Raw genomic sequence first — 17,841 nt, 5'->3', positions numbered from 1 at the left:
ATGCTGAACCCCGACGATCCGCTGGAACTTCAGGTCGTCAAGCAGGCGAAAATCATCGATGCGCTGATGCGCCGCGCCAATCGCCAGAAGGATGTGGGCCCATCTGCATTCCGCGCCTTTCAGTCCGCGATCGAGCTTCAGCAACGTGTGGTCGAGCAAAGCCGGGATCTGGAACGCGCAACCACCGAACTGGAAAGCGCCCGGTACGAGCGTGAACAGACGCGAAAAACGCTGGTCAAAGCCCTGTCTTCGATGGAAGAAGGGTTTGCCCTGTTCACCGATGGTGAGTTGAACCTGTGTAACGAGCTGTTTCAGGCCGTGTTTCTGGATGTGTCCGAACTTGTCAGACCGGGACTTCGCCTAAGGCGGTTCTTTTCGCTGGTGAAGGACAGCGAGCAGTTTGTTTCCTCGGACCGGGGCGTGTCGAACATGATGGATACGCTGGAGCGAGATTCTCATTCCGGCATGGTATCCAGTGAGGTGATCGAACTGCGTGGGGACCGCTGGTACAAGCTGAGCGCGCAATATACCTCACCCGAGAATGTGGTCATTCTGCTGACCGATATCACGTCGGTTGTGCGCCGAAATCGCGACGAAAAAGAAACCCTCATCGACCGGCAGGAGGATTATCTTCAGGCGGTTTTTCAGAACATGAGTTCGGGCGTATGCACATTTTCGGCCAACGGCGACATCATGATGCACAACGCGCGTTTTCGGGACCTTCTGAATGTGCCAAGCTCGCTGCTGCAGGGCAATGTGCCGGTGCAGACACTTTTGGATTTGTTGCGCGCGCGCGGGCTGATCAGAGCCGATGATCAACTGAAGATCGCAAGGTGGCAGCTTGAGCTGAACAGCCGGGGCTGGCTGCGCAAACGCGTGCGCGACGGGGCGGACCGGGTTCTGGACATTCAGGCCAACCAGTTGCCGGATGGCGGGTTCCTGGTTGAACTCAAGGACGTGACGCTTGAGGCGCGCGCCACAGAGATGCTGGAAAACCGCGTCATGGAACGCACCGCCGAACTGACCCGCGCCAATGAAAAACTAACCCGCGAATATGAAGAAAAGGCCAATGTAGAAGAGGCGCTGCGGATCGCCAAAGAACGCGCCGAGGCTGCGGTGTCGTCCAAGACCCGTTTTCTGGCGGCCGCCAGCCATGACCTTCTGCAGCCAATCAATGCCGCCAAGCTGATGATTTCGACCCTGACCGAAATTTCACGCAACACCGAGCTTTACGAGATGGTCGAGCGTCTGGACGGTGCCTTTGGATCAGCCGAGCAGCTGCTGCATTCGCTACTCGATATCTCGCGGCTTGAAACGGCCGATCCGGACACGGTGTCGCCAACCAACGTCAGTCTGGCGTCGGTCATTGCCGGTATTCAGGGCGATCAGTCGCTGGTGGCCGAGAACAAGAACATCCGGCTGGACGTGGTGACTTGTTCGGGCTTTGTGTATTCCGACCCGGTCTATCTGTTGCGGTCGATCCAGAATCTGGTCGTAAATGCCATTCAGTACACCGAACCTGGCGGCAGGGTTTTGGTGGGGTGCCGCAACCGCGGTGACAAAATCGTGCTGCAGGTGTGGGACACCGGGATAGGCATCGCGCGAAAGGATCAGGCGCGCGTGTTCGAGGAATTCGCCCGGGCGGACAACGTGCCTTTGGGCTCGGGCATGGGTCTGGGTCTGTCCGTGGTCGACCGGGCCTGCCGCCTGTTGGGGCACAAATTATCCCTGCGGTCCAAGCCGGGCGTCGGTTCGGTGTTCAGCATCGAAATGGACCGGGTCGAGGCGGAGCGCGGTGCAAGCGAGCCCCTTGATTTGCTGCCAAACTCCGGGGACGTGCCGCTGGATTACATCGCGCTTGTCATCGAGAATGATCGCGATGTTCTTTTTGGCACAACCCAGTGGCTGGAACAGAATGGTGCCAGCGTCCTGCCCGCCGGATCTCCGCAAGAAGCCATTCAGTTTGTCACCGATATCGGGATGCCGCCCGACATCATACTGGCGGATTATCAGCTTGATGACGGCGAAACCGGCGTGGACGCGATCCGTCAGATCCGCGAAATGAGCCAAACGCGCGTTCCCGCCATTCTGATCACCGCAGATCGCAGCGAAGCCGTGCGCAAAGCCGGTCTGCGGCATGAGATCTCGGTGATGACGAAACCGGTGAAACTGTCGCGATTGCGGCCATTGATTATATGGAAAATCCAGCGCAGCGCGGTGACCCAGGCGCTGGACACCGACAAAAGTCGGCAATGACACGACAGCTGAAGGCCATACTCTCAACTGTGGGAGGAGATTGACTCATGAGGATGATTTTATTCGGGCTGGCGATGGTCGGCCTAAGTTTCAATCCGGCCCATGCGGCACCTGTTGAGGCGGAGCAGGCCTATGATCTTCTGTTTCAGGGGGGTGTTCTGGATACGATCGGCCGGGACAAAGAGCTTGTTTACCAGCGCACTGTGACAAACCGGCTGAAACCCGAAGCCGCCGAGCGCGATACCGGGGACATCGCGCTTAGTTTCACCGAGGACGGAACAGAGATGGCTCAGCTGGAGTTCCGTCAGGACGAAAAGCACCGTGCGATGGGGGTTTTTCCGGCCAGTGTCGGCAACCCAATGATCATGGTGTTCTATGAAAGCACCATCCGGGACATGGCGGAATCCGCCGGTGGCAGCCCGTTCTACATTCGCAACCGGGTCAAGGACGCCTTGGTGCAACCGGCCGAAATGGTTGAAGGCGAGGCTGTTGTCGACGGCAAAACCGTGCCCGTCCAGACCATTCGAATGCGCCCCTTTGCACAGGACCCGAACAGGGATCGGATGCAAGGGTTTGGGGATCTGGTCCTTAGCGTCACTGTTTCGGAGGAAGTGCCGGGGTGGTATCTGCGACTTGTAGCCGAGACCGAACCCGCAGACGGCAGCAACACGGTTTACCGGTCGGAAATGCAGTTCGAAGGGGTGCAGGAGGGGCGGCAATGATCACAACAGTGCGGCCAGCAGCTTTTGCCGCTGCGCTCTGCGCCGCGATCCCATCCGTATCCGGGGCGCAAAGCGTTGCGGAGCGGTTGAACGACTATCCCACCGCTGCGCGGGCCGATTATGTGTTCGCCTGTATGGTCACGAATGGTCAGTCCCGCGAAATGCTGGACCGGTGTTCGTGTTCGATTGATCTGATTGCGTCGATTTTGCCCTATGAGAGATACGAACAGGCCGAAACGGTCCTGTCGATGCGCCGGGTTGGCGGCGAGCGCATGGCGTTTTTCAAAAGCGCGGTTATGGCAGAAACGATGGTGGCCGACCTGCGCCGGGCACAGGCTGAAGCCGAAGTGGTCTGTTTCTGAACCCGGCCCGCCCGCTGATTAACTAGACGTAGATTTCGGCAGGTCGGCTTGGAAACTGTTGCCTTCAGTATCGGTTGCCTTGACCGTCAGCGTGGTTGTTCCGTTGTCGTTATACGCAAAGCGGAAGGCCGGGTTTTCCGAAATGGAAATGCCGCCTTCCATGGTGAACAGCAACTCGTCGCCCTGCCAGACCTCCAGATGATCAATGAAATGCGCCGGGATAAACAGCTGGGTGATCTGATCGCGTTGCAGACCGGAATAGTTCGGATGCCGGATCATGATCTGGGCTTCGCGGCGCGGGGTCGAGATTTGGGCCTGTTCCCCAAAGCTGCGCAGCTTCATCTTGCCCATCGACGCCAGCGCCACCTCGGGGTCGCGGCTGGCCGGAGCGGAACATCCACCAGATGCTTTTACAAAGCGGCCCGACATATGCAGACCCTCTTGCGTCTCGGCAATCACGCGGATGTTCGAATACTGGTCAACGCGCACCCGCATTTCGAAATCCAGCTCCCCCATGGCCGGGGAAAAGGTGAAAACTCCGGCAATCGGGGCTGGGTTTTCATCAATCACGACGGTCGCGGATTTGATTTGCGCGTTTGGATCGAGCTGTTTCAACAGGATTGGAACCGTGGCCGCATCATGGGCGCGGTAGGGCGCGTTCACGGACAGAAACGTGTCGGCACTGCCAAGCTCGGCATCACCGACAACATCGTAGCGCAAATCCTGCCAGGTCTCGCTTTGGACCAGCGGATTCTTGGCGGATTGTTCGGCCCAAACAGGCAGCGACAGTGCAAGCGAAAGGACCATTGATGGTCCGATAAGTCTGGCCATGTTGTCTCCTCCGGCAACCGGTGTCGCAAAATATGCCATAAAACCCCAATAAAATATACGCCGACAAAAGGCTGTGTGGCTTCCACGGCGAGTTGTGCGAAAGTTCCGGGCGGAGGATTGCAATGTTTGAAGCTGTTTTCATTTTGTGTCTGGAAGCGTCAGACGGGCTGTGCCGAAATCAGCTTCTGCCGGGATACGAAGCCTCATCTCAGGAGGCGTGCGAGCAAATGCTGGCCGCGGACCCTCCATTTGACGATCCCGAACAGAATGCGGACGCCTTTTGCCAACCCGTTGGCATTTCGCTGGAATTTGACGAGATTGCGCCCGGTCTGTTTGTCCATCGCGGTCGGATCGAAGAACCGAATGCCGACAATCTTGGGGACGTGTCCAATATCGGATTTGTCATCGGTGAGGACAGTGTCGCTGTGGTGGACACCGGCACCGCCCCCTGGATGGGAGAGGCCATCTGGCGCGCCATTCGGCAGCGAACGGACAAACCCGTCAGTCACGTAATTTTGACCCATATGCACCCGGATCACGTCCTTGGAACCGCGCCTTTGGCGCGATCCGGCGCGCAAGTGGTGGCCCATGCCGGGTTGGAAAGGGCGCTGTTGGACAGGCAAACCAACTATGTCGAAAGCCTGAGCACCTTGATCGGCCCTACGCAATACATCGGTGCCGATCCGATAGTGGTCGAAATGCCAGTCAGCGGGGACGGCGAGATTGATCTGGGGAAACGCAAACTGGCCCTGCGCGGCTGGCCGTCTGCGCATACCAACAACGATCTGACGGTGTTGGATCAAGGGTCGGGCATTCTGTTCACCGGTGATCTGGTTTTCCACATGCACACGCCAGCGCTGGATGGGCGGCTGGTCGGGTGGCGGCGTGTGTTGAATGAGTTGTCAGATATGGAAGTCACCCGGATCGTGCCGGGGCATGGCGGTCCGGTGCTGGCATGGCCCGAGGGTGGGGAAGCTATGCAGCGGTATCTGGACGTGCTGGAAACCGACACGCGGGCCGCGATTGACAGCGGCCAGCGGCTAGGCGAAGCGGTGGAAACCATTGCGCAGGGTGAGGCCGGAAAATGGGAGTTGTTCGAGGCCTATAACCCCCGCAATGCAACCGTCGCCTTTACCGAGCTTGAATGGGAATAATCCCGCTCAGCCCTGATCCGACTCGAGTTGCTGCAACATCTGGGAAATGGCGAACAGGCGGCGTTCGATGATCTGCGGGGTTTCGCACAGATAGGTGATCGAGCGCTGGCGGTCGGAATAGATCAACTGATCCCAGTCCAACTGCTCTTCCAGCGCATCGACCCTGTCATAGTCCGGGGGATCGGCGGTCAAGGCCTGATCCATATCGGCGCGGGCCAGATCGATCTTGTTTGCCAGATCGATCTGTTTAAGCGAGAACTCTCCGATGCCACCGATGATACGGGCACGCCGCTTGGACAGCGTGTCAAACACCCGCTGAAAGACCCGGCCCAGCACATCCGTATCGCCGTTGTGGCGCGCGGCGAAGGCTGCGACGCTGGGCTGCAGCTCTTCCAACTCGATGCGCCGCAAGGCCAGAAGGCCTGCCAGTTCGTCGATCTCGGGCTGAAGGTCGGTTGCCGCGTCATCAATCTGATGCGGCCACATCAGGCCCAGTGACAGGTTTTCGACCTTGCGTTGAATGCAGGGCCAGGTCGGGTCGGAAAAGTCCGCCGCAAAACCGGGGCCCGCCACACCGATCAAGGCCAGGGCCGCCATGGTCTGCTTGTTCAACATCGCAGGTCTCCTTCCCCCGGACACTATGCCCGAAGCCTGCGCGCTGAGTCTACCAAACCCAATACACACCATTGTCTTAATTGTTTGAGTGACATGCCAGCCGTCATACTCGAACCAAGCACCCGGTGTCTGAATGATTCCGGTGCAAGGGAGGACAGACACATATGAGAACGCGCGCGGCAGTTGCTTTGGCGGCAGGTCAGCCTTTGGAAATCATGGAGGTTGAGCTTGCTGGCCCCAAGGCGGGCGAAGTTCTGATCGAGGTCAAGGCAACGGGGCTTTGCCACACCGATGAATTCACCCGGTCCGGTGACGATCCCGAGGGTATCTTTCCGGCCATCCTCGGCCACGAGGGCGCGGGCGTTGTTCTGGAGGTGGGCGAAGGCGTCACCAGCCTGGAAGTCGGCGATCACGTGATCCCGCTTTACACGCCCGAATGCCGTGAATGCGAGTATTGCCTGAACCCCAAAACAAACCTCTGCCAGAAAGTGCGGGCCACGCAGGGGGCGGGCTTGCTGCCGGATTGCACCACCCGATTCAGCATGCTGGATGGAACGCCGATCCATCACTACATGGGCTGCTCGACCTTTGCCAATCATACGGTGGTGCCCGAGATTGCACTGGCCAAGGTCCGCAAGGACGCCCCGTTCGACAAGATTTGTTATATCGGCTGCGGCGTCACCACCGGCATCGGCGCGGTGATCAACACCGCCAAGGTCGAGATCGGGTCTCGCGGCGTTGTGTTCGGCCTGGGCGGTATAGGACTGAACGTGATCCAGGGTCTGCGCATGGCGGGTGCGGATCAGATCGTTGGTGTCGATCTGAATGACGGCAAGGCTGAAATGGCAACGCATTTCGGCATGACCGACTTCGTGAACCCGTCGAAAGTCAGCGGCGATCTGGTGGCGCATCTGGTCGACCTGACCGGCGGCGGCGCGGATTACACCTTTGACGCAACGGGCAATGTGGGCGTGATGCGGACCGCGCTGGAATGCGCGCACAAAGGGTGGGGCGAAAGCATCATCATCGGCGTGGCCCCTGCGGGTGCAGAAATCTCGACCCGCCCGTTCCAGCTGGTCACGGGCCGGTCGTGGCGCGGAACGGCGTTTGGCGGTGCAAAGGGCCGCACCGATGTGCCCAAAATCGTCGACTGGTACATGGACGGAAAGATCGAGATCGACCCGATGATCACCCACAAGCTTAAGCTTGAAGAGATCAATCACGGGTTCGATCTGATGCACGAAGGCAAATCGATCCGGGCGGTAGTGGAGTACTGACATGGATCTCAAGGTCATCTCACAAAACCGCAGTTTCGGAGGGGAGCAGACAGTCTATTCCCACCAGTCCGAAACCTGCGATTGTGAGATGACCTTTGCAGTTTATCTGCCACCTCAATCGAGGACCGGTCCGGTCCCGGTTTTGTGGTATCTGTCCGGACTGACCTGCACCCATGAAAACGCGATGACCAAAGGCGGGTTTCAGGAGGCGGCGGCGGACTATGGTGTCGCTGTGGTGTTTCCCGATACGTCTCCGCGTGGCGACAACGTCGCGGATGATGACGCCTATGATCTGGGGCAGGGGGCAGGGTTTTATGTCAACGCCACCCGCGATCCGTGGCGGTCGCATTTCAGGATGTATGATTACATCGTAGACGAGTTGCGCGACATTGTGGTCAAGAACTTCCCGGTTCAGGATCGTCATGGGATAACAGGCCATTCCATGGGGGGCCACGGCGCGATTACGATCGCGATACGGAACGCCGACAAATTCGGATCTCTTTCAGCATTTGCGCCGATTGCGCACCCGACGCGCTCGGATTGGGGGCGAAAACAGCTCAGCAGCTATCTGGGTGACGACGAGAACACCTGGGTCGAGCATGACGCGACATTGCTTCTTGAGGAGCACGGCTGGAAAGGCGATCTGCTGATTGATCAGGGCGCGGATGATCAGTTTCTCGACCTGCTCAAACCCGAAGCTCTGGCCAACATGATGGCCAAGCGGCGCCAGCCCGGACAGATCAGAATTCAGCAGGGGTATGACCACTCGTACTTCTTCGTGAACAGCTTTGCGCGGGACCATGTGGAATGGCACGCCGAGCGGCTCAGCCAATGAAAACAGCAAGGAAAGATCAGTAGTGTTCAGAACAGTGATATCAGCGGCCTGCCTCATGATTGTGCCGATTGTTGCAAGCGCCGAAGGCGACCCGGATGCAGGGGCCAAGGTGTTCCGCAAGTGCAAGGCCTGCCATGCGGTCGGCGAGGGGGCGGAAAACAAGGTCGGTCCGGCGCTGAACGGCATTGTTGGCCGACAGGCCGCCACGGTCGCGGATTTCGGCTATTCCCCCGCCCTGATCGAACTGTCCGAGGGCGGTCTGGTCTGGTCGCCCGAGGAGCTGGACGCGTTCCTGACCAAGCCGCGTGACTATGCCAAGGGCATCAAGATGACATTTGCCGGTCTGCGCAAGGAAGAGGACCGGGTCAACATCATCGCCTATCTTGCGACCTTCCCCGACGAAGGATCGTAGGACGCGAAATCGCTCGCCCCCCGAACTTGGCCAGAGAAGAGGCCGCCCGGGTGAGCAAACTACGGCACCGTAGTCCAACCTGGGTGAGGTGTTTCATTGCAGCGGTATCGCTGCACATAAGGGAGGAGATTTAATGAAAAAGTTATCGCTTTGGACCTCCGGGATTGCCATTGCCATGGCCAGCACGGCTTATGCCAATGACGACCTGATTGCCCAGATGGATAACCCGAAACAATGGGCGATCCAGACGGGTGACTACAAGAACCAGCGCTATTCGGAACTGGATCAGATTACTGCGGACAATGTTGGTGATCTGCAGGTTGCGTGGACATTCTCGACCGGCGTTCTGCGCGGGCACGAAGGTTCCCCGCTGGTTATCGGCGATATGATGTATGTCCACACGCCGTTCCCCAATATCGTTTACGCGCTGGATCTGGCCAACGAGGGCAAGATCGTCTGGAAGTACGAGCCCAAGCAGGACCCGGACGTCATTCCGGTGATGTGCTGTGACACCGTGAACCGCGGTGTGGCTTATGCGGACGGTAAGATCTTCCTGCATCAGGCGGACACCAAGGTTGTGGCGCTGGACGCCAAATCCGGTGACGTGGTCTGGGAAGTGCAAAACGGCGACCCGGCGATTGGTGAAACCAACACGGCCACTGTGCTGCCGGTCAAGGACAAGGTCATTGTCGGCATTTCGGGTGGCGAGTTCGGTGTGCGCGGGTCGGTTACGGCCTATGACATGAACACGGGCGAGCAAGTCTGGCGCGCCTATTCCATGGGACCGGATTCCGACATTCTGGCCGATCCGGAAAAGACCACCCATCTGGGTAAACCGGTCGGCGCGGACTCGGGCACCAATACCTGGGAAGGCGATCAGTGGAAGATCGGTGGCGGCACCACTTGGGGCTGGTACTCGGTCGATCTGGACGAGAACCTGATGTACTACGGCACCGGGAACCCGTCGACATGGAACCCGGCGCAGCGCCCGGGCGACAACCGCTGGTCGATGACCATCATGGCCCGCGATATCGACACCGGTATGGCACGCTGGTTCTACCAGATGACACCGCATGACGAATGGGATTATGACGGCATCAATGAAATGATCCTGACGGAGCAGGAAATTGATGGTACCGAGCGCAAGTTGTTGACCCATTTCGACCGCAACGGTCTTGGATACACGATGGACCGTATCACGGGTGAACTGCTGGTGGCCGAAAAGTTCGACCCGGTTGTAAACTGGACAACGGGCGTCGACATGGACCCCAACAGCGAAACCTATGGTCGTCCGGCTGTGGTTGCCCAGTATTCAACGGAACAGAACGGTGAGGACGTAAACTCGACCGGTATCTGCCCGGCGGCTCTGGGCACCAAAGACCAACAGCCTGCAGCCTATTCGCCGAAGACCCAGCTGATGTACGTGCCGACCAACCACGTCTGCATGGACTATGAGCCGTTCCGTGTGTCCTACACCGCTGGTCAGCCATATGTGGGTGCGACTCTGGCGATGTATCCGGCACCGGATAGCCATGGTGGCATGGGTAACTTCATCGCGTGGGACAACACCGACGGAAGCATCAAGTGGTCTCTGCCCGAGCAGTTCTCGGTCTGGTCCGGTGCTCTGGCAACTGCGGGTGACGTCGTGTTCTACGGCACGCTTGAAGGGTATCTGAAGGCTGTTCATGCTGAAACAGGTGAAGAACTTTACAAGTTCAAGACACCCTCTGGCATCATCGGCAATGTGATGACCTATGAGCAAGGTGGCAAGCAGTACATCGGCATCTTGTCGGGTGTTGGTGGCTGGGCCGGTATCGGTCTGGCGGCTGGTCTGACCAACCCGAATGACGGTCTGGGTGCCGTGGGTGGCTATGCCGCGCTCAGCGACTATACCGCGCTGGGTGGCCAGCTGACGGTGTTCGCCCTGCCGAACTAAGCCAAGGATCCGACCGGCGCGGCCCAAACGGACCGCGCCGGTTTTCACCTGCAAAGAAACGAGCTTTCCATGAACCACTCTGTACGTCTTCTGGCATCTGTTCTTTTGTCCTGCCTTCCCGTGACTGCGATTGCCGACAATCTGGCGGTCTCGTATTCCGAGGATGGGCGGTACTACACCGAAGACGATATCCCGACGTTCAACATCGCCGAAGACGGAACGGTGGACTGGATGACATTCTCGGGCTTTCGGCGCTATCACGCGGAATGCCATGTCTGTCACGGCCCGGATGGTGAGGGATCAACCTATGCGCCCGCTTTGAAAGAGTCGGCGCTGGATATGGATTATTACGACTTTGTCGACATCGTTACCAACGGTCGCCAAGTGGTGAACGCTGCCGAAAATTCGGTGATGCCGGGATTTGGCGACAACCCGAATGTGATGTGCTTTCTGGATGACATTTATGTATACCTGAAAGCGCATGGATCGGGCGCGATCCCGCGTGGTCGCCCGCCGAAGAAAGAGGCGAAATCCGACGTGATCCGCGAGGATGAAGATGCGTGTATGGGTTAAGGCCTGTCTTGCTGTGACGGGGCTTGTTATCTGGCTTGGTCAGGCTCTGCCCGCGCTGGCGCAAACGTCTGATCTAGTCTCCAAGACAGCCTTTCGCGTTTGTGCAGATCCTGCCAACTTTCCCATGTCGTCCGAGGATGGATCGGGATTTGAGAACCAGCTTGCCGAGTTGATTGCCGCCAAACTGGAGCTTCCCGTGCAATATGTCTGGTTCCCTCAAGCGACGGGTTTCATTCGCAACACGCTGACCGCCAAGCGCTGTGATGTCGTGATCGGATATGCGCAGGGTCACGAGTTGGTGCAGAACACCAATCACTACTATACCTCGGCCTATGCGCTGATCGTGCCCAATGACAGTGACCTGGCCCAGGTCGATACGCTGGCCGATCCGGCGCTTCAGGGGCGGAAGATCGGCGTCGTGGCCGGCACCCCGCCGGCGGCCCATATGGCGCGTAATGGCCTGATCGGAAAAGCCAAGCCCTACAACCTTTTTGTTGACCGCCGTGTGGAAAGCCCCGCCATCGATATGCTGGACGACCTGCAATCCAGCGAGATCGACGCCGCGATCCTGTGGGGTCCTTTGGGCGGTCCTCTGGTCAAAGTGGATTATCCAGACTTAAAGGTGATCCCTCTGGTCAAGGAAGACCTGCCGCCGCGTTTGTTCTACCGCATCACCATGGGCGTCCGCCAGGGCGAGAAAGTGTGGCAGCGGCAGCTGAATTCACTGATCCGGCGCAATCAGGATGAGATCAACGCGGTTCTGGCCGAAGCAGGTGTTCCGCTGGTTAACGATCTGGGAACCGAGGTGCTGGAGCTGTCGCAATGATCCGCGCCCTTGTGGCGTTTGTGGTATGCGCAAGCGCTGCGGCGGCCCAAACCGTTCCTGAGCCACCCGACTATCGCACGGATCATTACCGGGCACCGGTGCCGGACTGGATCACCGGCGGCATCACCATAGGTCCGGAAGAGGCGCACGCGCTGTGGCAGGACAAGAGCGCGGCTTTCATTGACGTGCTCCCCCAGGCCCCCAAGCCCGCCAATCTGCCCAAGGGCACGATCTGGCGCGACAAGCCGCGCAACAGCATTCCCGGCGCGGTCTGGCTGCCCAATGTGGGCTACGGTGCCATTGCCGACGTCACGGCGGATTATTTTCGCAGCGGGCTGGAAACGGCCACGTCAGGGAACGCTGAACAGGCCGTTGTTTTCTTCTGCCTTGAAGATTGCTGGATGAGCTGGAACGCCGCCCGCCGTGCCATCGAGTGGGGATATACCAACGTCTATTGGTTCCCCGAAGGCACCGACGGCTGGGCGCTTTGGGACTACCCGATGGAACGGGTCAAACCGGCCCCCGGTCAGCCCGTTACCGGAGACGGTTAAGCTAGAAGCCCGCCAGTTTCTTGTGCAGATGGCTTACCGTGCCGTCGGTATCCGTCATGGTCACATCAACCGCTTGCGCACGGCTGGGAACTGAGATTCCGACCCTTGGATTCTCGGACAGGGAAATCGAGCCGGTCATTTGAATGTAACCTGCGCCGTCGAGGTCGATATCCACGGTTTCCACATAGCGCATCGGGATGAACAGAAGCGAAATCTGATCCATCTGCATCCCGGAATGCGACGGGTGGTCGATGTTAAGATCCATCTTGTTTGCGCGACCCGTACCGAGTTGGGACAACCGGGTCAGTGTGTTCAACGCCGGAACGCGACCGACCAGTTCGGCCTCCATCGTTCCCAGGTTTTCAAGGGCCAGTTTCGGGTCGGTTCCCGGTGGCGCGGCGCATGCACCGAGGCCCGAGGTTTTGACATAGGTCTCCGAAACCCAAAGGCGTCCGTCCGTCATTTCCGCGATCACATGCATGGGCGTGGGCCCGTTCACCCGCACGGTCACATCGAAATAGAAGCTGGGCAGCGGTTCCTCTAGTTCGAACACGGCAGACACCGGCATCGGGTTTTCATCCAGCACCAACGTCACTTTTGCGACTTCGGTTCCCTGTGGCGCAACCACCTGCGCGGCCAGTTCCGCCCGCGCATCGTCAGGGGTCCGATAGGGGGCATCAATGGCGATCAACGCGTCCCCGTTCTGCATGGGGCGATCACCGTAAAGCAAGGCGCGCACGTTTTCCCAGGCTTCGCTAGCCGCCATGACCGGGGCCGCTGACACCCAGATCAAAGCTGCCACTAGGTGAGAAGTCTTCATTGCATTCCTCCTCCCAGAAACCTGCCGAAGGCGCGCGGGCCGTCACAGGTTTCCAAAGTTTCTACCACAGTCAAAGTCTCGGGGTCCACGATGCTGACTGTGTTGTCGAACCAGTTTGCAACAACCAAAAGGTCCTGTTCTGCGGTCGCGTCGATGCCTTCGGGGTATTCCCCAACGTCGATCAGGGCTTGCGGTTCGAGGGTCTCAAGCGAAATCACGCTGAGTGTATTTGCATATTGGTTTGTCACAAATACCCGTCCTTGGGCGAAAGCAATGCCGTAAGGGCGTTCGCCGACCGGAACGGTTGCGGTGACGGCAGCAGCATCAAGGTCGACAACGCTGACATCATTGCTTCCGACATTGCCGACAAACAGCCGCCCGTCCGGCGCAAAGCGCAGTCCAAAAGGGCGTGTGCCAACCGGAATGTGGTGCAGGGATTGCAGGGTTTCGGCGTCAAATACCGAGACCTGATTGGCATCCTTGTCCGCCGACGCCACAAATCGCCCATCATCTGATACCGCAATGCCCGCCGGTGCCAGCCCTGTTGGCAGGTGGGCCTGAACCGACAAGGTTTTGCTGTCCAAAACCCAAATGCGGGCATTGTACCAATCGGTGACAAACACCCGCCCGCGCTTTGGGTCCAATGCGATCCCGATCGGGCCACCATCCAGCGTGATCTGAGCAATCGTTTCCCCTGTCTCCGCCGAAATTCGCCGCACGTGTTTGCTGTCGGGGGAGACTGTGAACACAACTCCGTCCCCGCCGACCGCCACACCGGCGGGTTTGCCGGGCAGGGGCCAACGGGCGGTTTCGCGCAGGTCCGTAAGCTCGATCCGGCTGAGTTCTGCGCCATTCTGACAGGTGACAAAGGCCGTTTCGGCCGAAACGGGAGCAGCAAGCAGGGACATCAGCAGGATCAGCCCGCGATCAGCTCGCCGCACCGAAGCGCTCGACCAGTGCATCCAAACCTGCCTGATACACACCGGTCACAGCGGCAATCGCGGCCTCGTCGTTCAGTTCAGGCGGGGGATCATTGTTCGGATAGCCGCGATAAAACGCACCGCGCCATTCGACAATCGACCCGCCCCCATCGCGCGGTTTAACTGTCAGGTGCGACGAGTAGTTGGTGACCGGCAAAACCTCGACCGCAACCTCGGTGATCCGGTAGGAATAGCTCATCTTCTCGTTGCTGAACTTATACAGGACCTCGGCAATGGTCGGCCCGCCCTCTTGCCCAAGGGTCAGCAGGCGGGTGGCGTCGATTGCATTGCCGCCATTTCCTTCGGTCGAGAACACCGCCGGGTGCCAGGACATATCGTCGAAATTGCCGATGGCGGCCCAGACCTCGTCCGGCGGGGCTGCAACTTCGGTGGTCAGGGCTACTTTTTGCCGGGTCGGGCCGTGGGCCCGGACAACGGCCGGAACCACAGCGGCGGCGGTTGCCGCAAGAAAGGTTCGTCGCTTCATTCGGTATCCTCCCTAGCTGCGCTGATGGCTGGCCCAGGCGGGTTGCACAGTCAGCGCGGATCGGCACACAACCAGACCTGCTCTGCCCTTCCCGAATACCGGTCGTTTTGACGAGCGCGGCGGGAAACAGAAGCAAGTTCAATCGCATACGTGCATTCTTATAAAATAAGAATCGAGGTTAATGATGAAGCTGATAGGCTTGAGATCACAACACGGCCAAAAGTATCGGTTCCGTTTTGCTGCGCATCGCGCTGAAGAATAAGAGCCTGCCAAAAAACCTGGCAGGGACCGGGAGGACATCTTGAACATGAACGTGCTGCCGCTTTTTGCGGCACTCTTTTGGTGTGTTTCTGCGATGGACGCAGTGGCGATTGATGTGAAAGCAGCGGTCCTGAGGATCGACTATCCCAGCCTGCTGCCGATCTCTCGCTACGATTTGAAACCCGATGATCTGGGCTTTGCCGGTGCATCGCTTGGGACCGAAGACAACAGCACCACAGGTGGCTTTCTGGGCCACACATACGAAACGACCACGGTGGCCGCTCTGCCCGAACAGGCCGACGAAGCGATGGATCAGATTCTGGCCGATGGGGCCAGGCTGATCATCCTTCTGGCCGATGCGCCGGATGTCCTGCGCCTGACGGACAAGGCGGCCGAGGCCGGTGCTCTTGTGTTCAACGCCTCGGCTCCGGATGTCGATCTGCGGGATGCGAACTGCCGTGGCAACCTGCTGCATATCGCGCCGTCGCGGGTGATGAAGGCGGATGCGGTTGCGCAGTTTGCGGTCTGGAAGAAATGGGGCGATTGGTTCTTGCTGGCGGGGTCAAACCCCAAGGATACGAAACTGGCGGATGCCTATCGCCGCGCCGCTACCAAGTTCGGCGCGAAGCTTGTCGAGGATCGCGTTTTTGAGGATACCGGCGGCTCTCGCCGCACGGATTCCGGGCATGTTCTGGTGCAACGGCAATTGCCTTTGGACACGCAGGACGTTCGGGAACACGACGTGGTGATCGTTGCGGATGAAAGCGATTATTTCGGGCGGTATCTGTCCTATCACCTCTGGACCCCGCGCCCGGTGATGGGGTCGGGCGGACTGCGCCCGGTGACGATCCATGGCGCGCACGAGGCCTGGGGTGCGACCCAATTCCAGACCCGTTTCGAAGACCTGACCGGGCGATATGTGCGGCCCGAGGATTACAATGTCTGGCTTGCCCTGCGCGTTATCGGCGAAGCGGTCACACGCGCCAATACCGCAGAACCGGATGGGGTGCGGGACTATGCCCTGTCGGATGAGTTCGAACTGGCAGCGTTCAAGGGCCAGAAGGTGACATTTCGCGACTGGAACGGGCAACTGCGCCAGCCGATCCTACTGTATGACGGCTCGATCACCGTCAGCGTCAGCCCGCAGGACGGGTTCCTGCATCAGACATCACCGCTCGACACGATGGGATTGGACCGCCCGGAATCCAACTGTCAGGCATTTGAGTAACCGGAGGACCTGATGAAACGATTATTGCTGACCGCTGCTCTTGCCGCCCTGACTGCAGGCCCCGGGCTGGCCGGTAAGGCCTTTGTGTCGAACGAGCGGGGCAACACCATCACCGTGGTCGATACCGAGACCTGGGAGGTGTTAACCGAGTTTCCCGGCGGCAACCGCCCGCGCGGCATCACCGTCAGCCCGGATGGCAAAAAGCTGTATGTCTGCGCCTCGGATGACAATATCATCCGGGTTTTTGATACGACGACCTACGAAGAACTGCCCAGCCTGCCCTCTGGCCCGGACCCGGAACTGTTCATCCTCGAACCGTCGGGCAAACGGCTCTACATCGCCAACGAGGACGACAATCTGGTGACGGTCACAGACACCGAAACCCGCACAATTCTGGCCGAGGTTCCGGTCGGGGTCGAGCCCGAAGGCATGGGGATGAGCCCGGATGCCAAATTCGTGGTCAACACGTCCGAGACCACCAATATGGCCCATTTCATTTCGACCGAGGACTATGCGATCAAGCACAACGTTCTGGTCGATCAGCGCCCGCGCTACGCGCAATACACGGCAGACGGGAAACGGCTGTTCGTGACCTCGGAAATCGGCGGCACGGTGTCGGTGATGGATATTGCCGAGGACGGCACCCCCACGGTTGTCGGCAAGATCGGGTTCGAAGTACCCGGCGTTCAGCCTGAATGGCTGCAACCGGTGGGGGCCAAGGTCACCTCGGATGGCACGCGCCTGTTCGTTGCGCTTGGACCGGCAAACCGGGTTGCGGTTGTGGATGCGCAAAGCCTTGAGGTGCTGGATTACATCCTGGTGGGACAGCGTGTCTGGCAATTGGATTTCACGCCGGATGAAAAATACCTGCTGACCACAAACGGCAATTCTAATGACATCACGATCATCGACGTGGCTGCAGAGAAAGCCATCAAATCGGTTCAGGTCGGTCAGCAGCCCTGGGGCGTGGTGACAATCGACTAAGGTTCTGGGAGGGACGGGAATGAATAAACTGGCAATCGCAGCGATGGTTGCAATATTGGGCGGGCCGGTGGCCGCAGCCCCGCTCTGCGACGACCTTGGGTTCGCCGGGCTCTTGGCCAAGTGCAATCGCGGCGACACCATCAAGCTGACGCTGGCCTCGGGCCAACCCTTGGGCGAGGATGTGGTGCTGCAATCCGGAGCCTATTACAAGCTTGAGATCACCGCGGACGGGTCGGCGGAACTGGCCATCGAGGGGCCTTCGTTCTTTCGGGCAATCTGGATGAACGAGATTGTCATCAACAAGATCGAAATCCGCCCCATGGCCGTGGACAGTATCGAGTTTGACAAGGCAGGCGTCGCCGAACTGTCCTTCATCGCCATCAAACCCGGCAGCCATGAAATACGCATTCCAGGCTCCACCGGAGAGTCGCAACGCATCACGGTCAGCATTCAATAACGAAAGGACAGAAGATGAAGAAACTTGGCATAGTGGTTTTCGCCGGTTTTCTAGCGACCCCGGCGTTGGCAGAAAAGTTGGATGCCGAAATCGTAAGCAAGATCGAAGCCTATCTGGCGTCGATTGAATGTCAGATGGACCCTGATGACATCGAGGTTGAGGATGACGGCTACGATCTGGATGATGTGATCTGCAAAGGCGGCAATCAGTTCGACATCAAGCTGGACAAGGACCTGAACGAGGTCAGCCGCAGGGCTGAGTGACGCGGGGGCGT

Annotated in this window: 20 protein-coding genes; 15 read left to right on the top strand and 5 right to left on the bottom strand. The window is 58.9% G+C overall.

The window, feature by feature from the left end; all coding sequences use genetic code 11:
- Genes ACR0AZ_RS16875 through ACR0AZ_RS16865 form a run of 3 tightly spaced genes read left to right on the top strand, consistent with a single transcriptional unit; the run spans window position 1 to window position 3,340 of the window.
- Window positions 1–2,256: an ATP-binding response regulator gene (locus ACR0AZ_RS16875; protein WP_480667915.1), complete on the top strand. Its 2,256-nt coding sequence runs from the start codon at window positions 1–3 to the stop codon at window positions 2,254–2,256.
- A 47-nt stretch (window positions 2,257–2,303) separates the two neighbouring features.
- A complete protein-coding gene (locus ACR0AZ_RS16870; RefSeq protein ID WP_480472985.1) occupies window positions 2,304–2,978 on the top strand; it encodes a hypothetical protein in 675 nt (224 codons plus the stop codon).
- The gene (locus ACR0AZ_RS16865) at window positions 2,975–3,340 is read left to right on the top strand and encodes a hypothetical protein (RefSeq protein ID WP_480472987.1); all 366 of its coding nucleotides are present in this window, start codon (window positions 2,975–2,977) and stop codon (window positions 3,338–3,340) included. Before ACR0AZ_RS16870 ends, ACR0AZ_RS16865 begins: the two co-directional genes overlap by 4 nt.
- Before the next feature lie 18 nt (window positions 3,341–3,358).
- Here the strand turns inward: ACR0AZ_RS16865 and ACR0AZ_RS16860 are convergent, their stop codons facing one another.
- Complete coding sequence (locus ACR0AZ_RS16860) at window positions 3,359–4,171, bottom strand: quinoprotein dehydrogenase-associated SoxYZ-like carrier (protein WP_480472989.1); 813 nt, start codon at window positions 4,169–4,171, stop codon at window positions 3,359–3,361.
- 122 nt (window positions 4,172–4,293) lie between these two features.
- On the opposite strand from ACR0AZ_RS16860, the gene ACR0AZ_RS16855 reads away from it, so the two are divergent.
- Window positions 4,294–5,325, top strand: a complete 1,032-nt coding sequence (locus ACR0AZ_RS16855) for a quinoprotein relay system zinc metallohydrolase 2 (RefSeq protein WP_480667914.1) — start codon at window positions 4,294–4,296, stop codon at window positions 5,323–5,325.
- 6 nt (window positions 5,326–5,331) lie between these two features.
- Here the strand turns inward: ACR0AZ_RS16855 and ACR0AZ_RS16850 are convergent, their stop codons facing one another.
- A complete protein-coding gene (locus ACR0AZ_RS16850; protein WP_480472993.1) occupies window positions 5,332–5,940 on the bottom strand; it encodes a hypothetical protein in 609 nt (202 codons plus the stop codon).
- Between the two features lie 164 nt (window positions 5,941–6,104).
- On the opposite strand from ACR0AZ_RS16850, the gene ACR0AZ_RS16845 reads away from it, so the two are divergent.
- The 7 genes from ACR0AZ_RS16845 (at window position 6,105) to ACR0AZ_RS16815 (ending at window position 12,350) form a co-directional block, all read left to right on the top strand.
- Entirely contained in the window at window positions 6,105–7,217 is a 1,113-nt protein-coding gene (locus ACR0AZ_RS16845) for an S-(hydroxymethyl)glutathione dehydrogenase/class III alcohol dehydrogenase (RefSeq protein WP_480472995.1), read from the top strand.
- A gap of 1 nt (window position 7,218) precedes the next feature.
- Window positions 7,219–8,052 carry an S-formylglutathione hydrolase gene (gene fghA, locus ACR0AZ_RS16840; protein ID WP_480472997.1) on the top strand — a complete coding sequence of 278 codons (834 nt, stop codon included), beginning with the start codon at window positions 7,219–7,221 and terminating at the stop codon, window positions 8,050–8,052.
- A gap of 55 nt (window positions 8,053–8,107) precedes the next feature.
- Entirely contained in the window at window positions 8,108–8,464 is a 357-nt protein-coding gene (locus tag ACR0AZ_RS16835; protein ID WP_480472999.1) for a c-type cytochrome, read from the top strand.
- A 133-nt stretch (window positions 8,465–8,597) separates the two neighbouring features.
- The gene (gene xoxF5 / locus ACR0AZ_RS16830; protein ID WP_480473001.1) at window positions 8,598–10,400 is read left to right on the top strand and encodes a lanthanide-dependent methanol dehydrogenase XoxF5; all 1,803 of its coding nucleotides are present in this window, start codon (window positions 8,598–8,600) and stop codon (window positions 10,398–10,400) included.
- Window positions 10,401–10,469: 69 nt separating this feature from the next.
- Window positions 10,470–10,973, top strand: coding sequence for a c-type cytochrome, methanol metabolism-related (locus tag ACR0AZ_RS16825; protein WP_480473003.1), 504 nt, complete (start codon window positions 10,470–10,472; stop codon window positions 10,971–10,973).
- Window positions 10,957–11,799 (top strand): substrate-binding domain-containing protein, encoded by an 843-nt coding sequence (locus ACR0AZ_RS16820; RefSeq protein WP_480473005.1) that lies wholly within the window; start codon window positions 10,957–10,959, stop codon window positions 11,797–11,799. The genes ACR0AZ_RS16825 and ACR0AZ_RS16820 overlap by 17 nt, the downstream gene beginning before the upstream one ends.
- On the top strand, window positions 11,796–12,350 hold the full coding sequence (locus tag ACR0AZ_RS16815; protein ID WP_480473007.1) for a PQQ-dependent catabolism-associated CXXCW motif protein: 555 nt from the start codon (window positions 11,796–11,798) through the stop codon (window positions 12,348–12,350). Before ACR0AZ_RS16820 ends, ACR0AZ_RS16815 begins: the two co-directional genes overlap by 4 nt.
- Window position 12,351: 1 nt before the next feature.
- On the opposite strand, the gene ACR0AZ_RS16810 is transcribed toward ACR0AZ_RS16815, so the two are convergent.
- The 3 genes from ACR0AZ_RS16810 to ACR0AZ_RS16800 are packed head-to-tail and all read right to left on the bottom strand — an operon-like array spanning window position 12,352 to window position 14,637.
- Window positions 12,352–13,170: a quinoprotein dehydrogenase-associated SoxYZ-like carrier gene (locus ACR0AZ_RS16810; protein WP_480473009.1), complete on the bottom strand. Its 819-nt coding sequence runs from the start codon at window positions 13,168–13,170 to the stop codon at window positions 12,352–12,354.
- Window positions 13,167–14,132 (bottom strand): YncE family protein, encoded by a 966-nt coding sequence (locus ACR0AZ_RS16805; protein ID WP_480473011.1) that lies wholly within the window; start codon window positions 14,130–14,132, stop codon window positions 13,167–13,169. Before ACR0AZ_RS16805 ends, ACR0AZ_RS16810 begins: the two co-directional genes overlap by 4 nt.
- Window positions 14,098–14,637 carry an SRPBCC family protein gene (locus tag ACR0AZ_RS16800; protein WP_480473013.1) on the bottom strand — a complete coding sequence of 180 codons (540 nt, stop codon included), beginning with the start codon at window positions 14,635–14,637 and terminating at the stop codon, window positions 14,098–14,100. The genes ACR0AZ_RS16805 and ACR0AZ_RS16800 overlap by 35 nt, the downstream gene beginning before the upstream one ends.
- Window positions 14,638–14,944: 307 nt before the next feature.
- Between ACR0AZ_RS16800 and ACR0AZ_RS16795 the strand changes: the two genes are divergently transcribed.
- From ACR0AZ_RS16795 to ACR0AZ_RS16780, 4 genes are read left to right on the top strand one after another with little or no spacing between them, the layout of a single operon-like run.
- Window positions 14,945–16,126 (top strand): ABC transporter substrate-binding protein, encoded by a 1,182-nt coding sequence (locus tag ACR0AZ_RS16795; protein ID WP_480667945.1) that lies wholly within the window; start codon window positions 14,945–14,947, stop codon window positions 16,124–16,126.
- 12 nt (window positions 16,127–16,138) lie between these two features.
- A complete protein-coding gene (locus ACR0AZ_RS16790; protein WP_480667913.1) occupies window positions 16,139–17,110 on the top strand; it encodes a YVTN family beta-propeller repeat protein in 972 nt (323 codons plus the stop codon).
- 19 nt (window positions 17,111–17,129) lie between these two features.
- The gene (locus ACR0AZ_RS16785; protein WP_480667912.1) at window positions 17,130–17,567 is read left to right on the top strand and encodes a cupredoxin domain-containing protein; all 438 of its coding nucleotides are present in this window, start codon (window positions 17,130–17,132) and stop codon (window positions 17,565–17,567) included.
- 14 nt (window positions 17,568–17,581) lie between these two features.
- The gene (locus tag ACR0AZ_RS16780) at window positions 17,582–17,830 is read left to right on the top strand and encodes a PepSY domain-containing protein (RefSeq protein ID WP_480473021.1); all 249 of its coding nucleotides are present in this window, start codon (window positions 17,582–17,584) and stop codon (window positions 17,828–17,830) included.
- Window positions 17,831–17,841 lie beyond the last annotated feature (11 nt).

Source organism: Ruegeria sp. BE3 (assembly GCF_056538865.1).
This window is presented reverse-complemented; position numbering and strand designations above follow the sequence as displayed.

Excerpts from the sequence above, each read along its gene's own strand:
- ACR0AZ_RS16815 (WP_480473007.1), top strand. The coding sequence starts at position 11,796 with ATGATCCGCGCCCTTGTGGCGTTTGTGGTATGCGCAAGCGCTGCGGCG.
- ACR0AZ_RS16810 (WP_480473009.1), bottom strand. The coding sequence starts at position 13,170 with ATGAAGACTTCTCACCTAGTGGCAGCTTTGATCTGGGTGTCAGCGGCC.
- ACR0AZ_RS16785 (WP_480667912.1), top strand. The coding sequence starts at position 17,130 with ATGAATAAACTGGCAATCGCAGCGATGGTTGCAATATTGGGCGGGCCG.
- ACR0AZ_RS16855 (WP_480667914.1), top strand. The coding sequence starts at position 4,294 with ATGTTTGAAGCTGTTTTCATTTTGTGTCTGGAAGCGTCAGACGGGCTG.
- ACR0AZ_RS16825 (WP_480473003.1), top strand. The coding sequence starts at position 10,470 with ATGAACCACTCTGTACGTCTTCTGGCATCTGTTCTTTTGTCCTGCCTT.
- ACR0AZ_RS16790 (WP_480667913.1), top strand. The coding sequence starts at position 16,139 with ATGAAACGATTATTGCTGACCGCTGCTCTTGCCGCCCTGACTGCAGGC.
- xoxF5 (WP_480473001.1), top strand. The coding sequence starts at position 8,598 with ATGAAAAAGTTATCGCTTTGGACCTCCGGGATTGCCATTGCCATGGCC.
- ACR0AZ_RS16860 (WP_480472989.1), bottom strand. The coding sequence starts at position 4,171 with ATGGCCAGACTTATCGGACCATCAATGGTCCTTTCGCTTGCACTGTCG.
- ACR0AZ_RS16870 (WP_480472985.1), top strand. The coding sequence starts at position 2,304 with ATGAGGATGATTTTATTCGGGCTGGCGATGGTCGGCCTAAGTTTCAAT.
- ACR0AZ_RS16835 (WP_480472999.1), top strand. The coding sequence starts at position 8,108 with ATGATTGTGCCGATTGTTGCAAGCGCCGAAGGCGACCCGGATGCAGGG.
- ACR0AZ_RS16875 (WP_480667915.1), top strand. The coding sequence starts at position 1 with ATGCTGAACCCCGACGATCCGCTGGAACTTCAGGTCGTCAAGCAGGCG.
- ACR0AZ_RS16805 (WP_480473011.1), bottom strand. The coding sequence starts at position 14,132 with ATGCACTGGTCGAGCGCTTCGGTGCGGCGAGCTGATCGCGGGCTGATC.
- ACR0AZ_RS16865 (WP_480472987.1), top strand. The coding sequence starts at position 2,975 with ATGATCACAACAGTGCGGCCAGCAGCTTTTGCCGCTGCGCTCTGCGCC.
- ACR0AZ_RS16795 (WP_480667945.1), top strand. The coding sequence starts at position 14,945 with ATGAACGTGCTGCCGCTTTTTGCGGCACTCTTTTGGTGTGTTTCTGCG.
- ACR0AZ_RS16800 (WP_480473013.1), bottom strand. The coding sequence starts at position 14,637 with ATGAAGCGACGAACCTTTCTTGCGGCAACCGCCGCCGCTGTGGTTCCG.
- fghA (WP_480472997.1), top strand. The coding sequence starts at position 7,219 with ATGGATCTCAAGGTCATCTCACAAAACCGCAGTTTCGGAGGGGAGCAG.
- ACR0AZ_RS16850 (WP_480472993.1), bottom strand. The coding sequence starts at position 5,940 with ATGTTGAACAAGCAGACCATGGCGGCCCTGGCCTTGATCGGTGTGGCG.
- ACR0AZ_RS16845 (WP_480472995.1), top strand. The coding sequence starts at position 6,105 with ATGAGAACGCGCGCGGCAGTTGCTTTGGCGGCAGGTCAGCCTTTGGAA.
- ACR0AZ_RS16780 (WP_480473021.1), top strand. The coding sequence starts at position 17,582 with ATGAAGAAACTTGGCATAGTGGTTTTCGCCGGTTTTCTAGCGACCCCG.
- ACR0AZ_RS16820 (WP_480473005.1), top strand. The coding sequence starts at position 10,957 with ATGCGTGTATGGGTTAAGGCCTGTCTTGCTGTGACGGGGCTTGTTATC.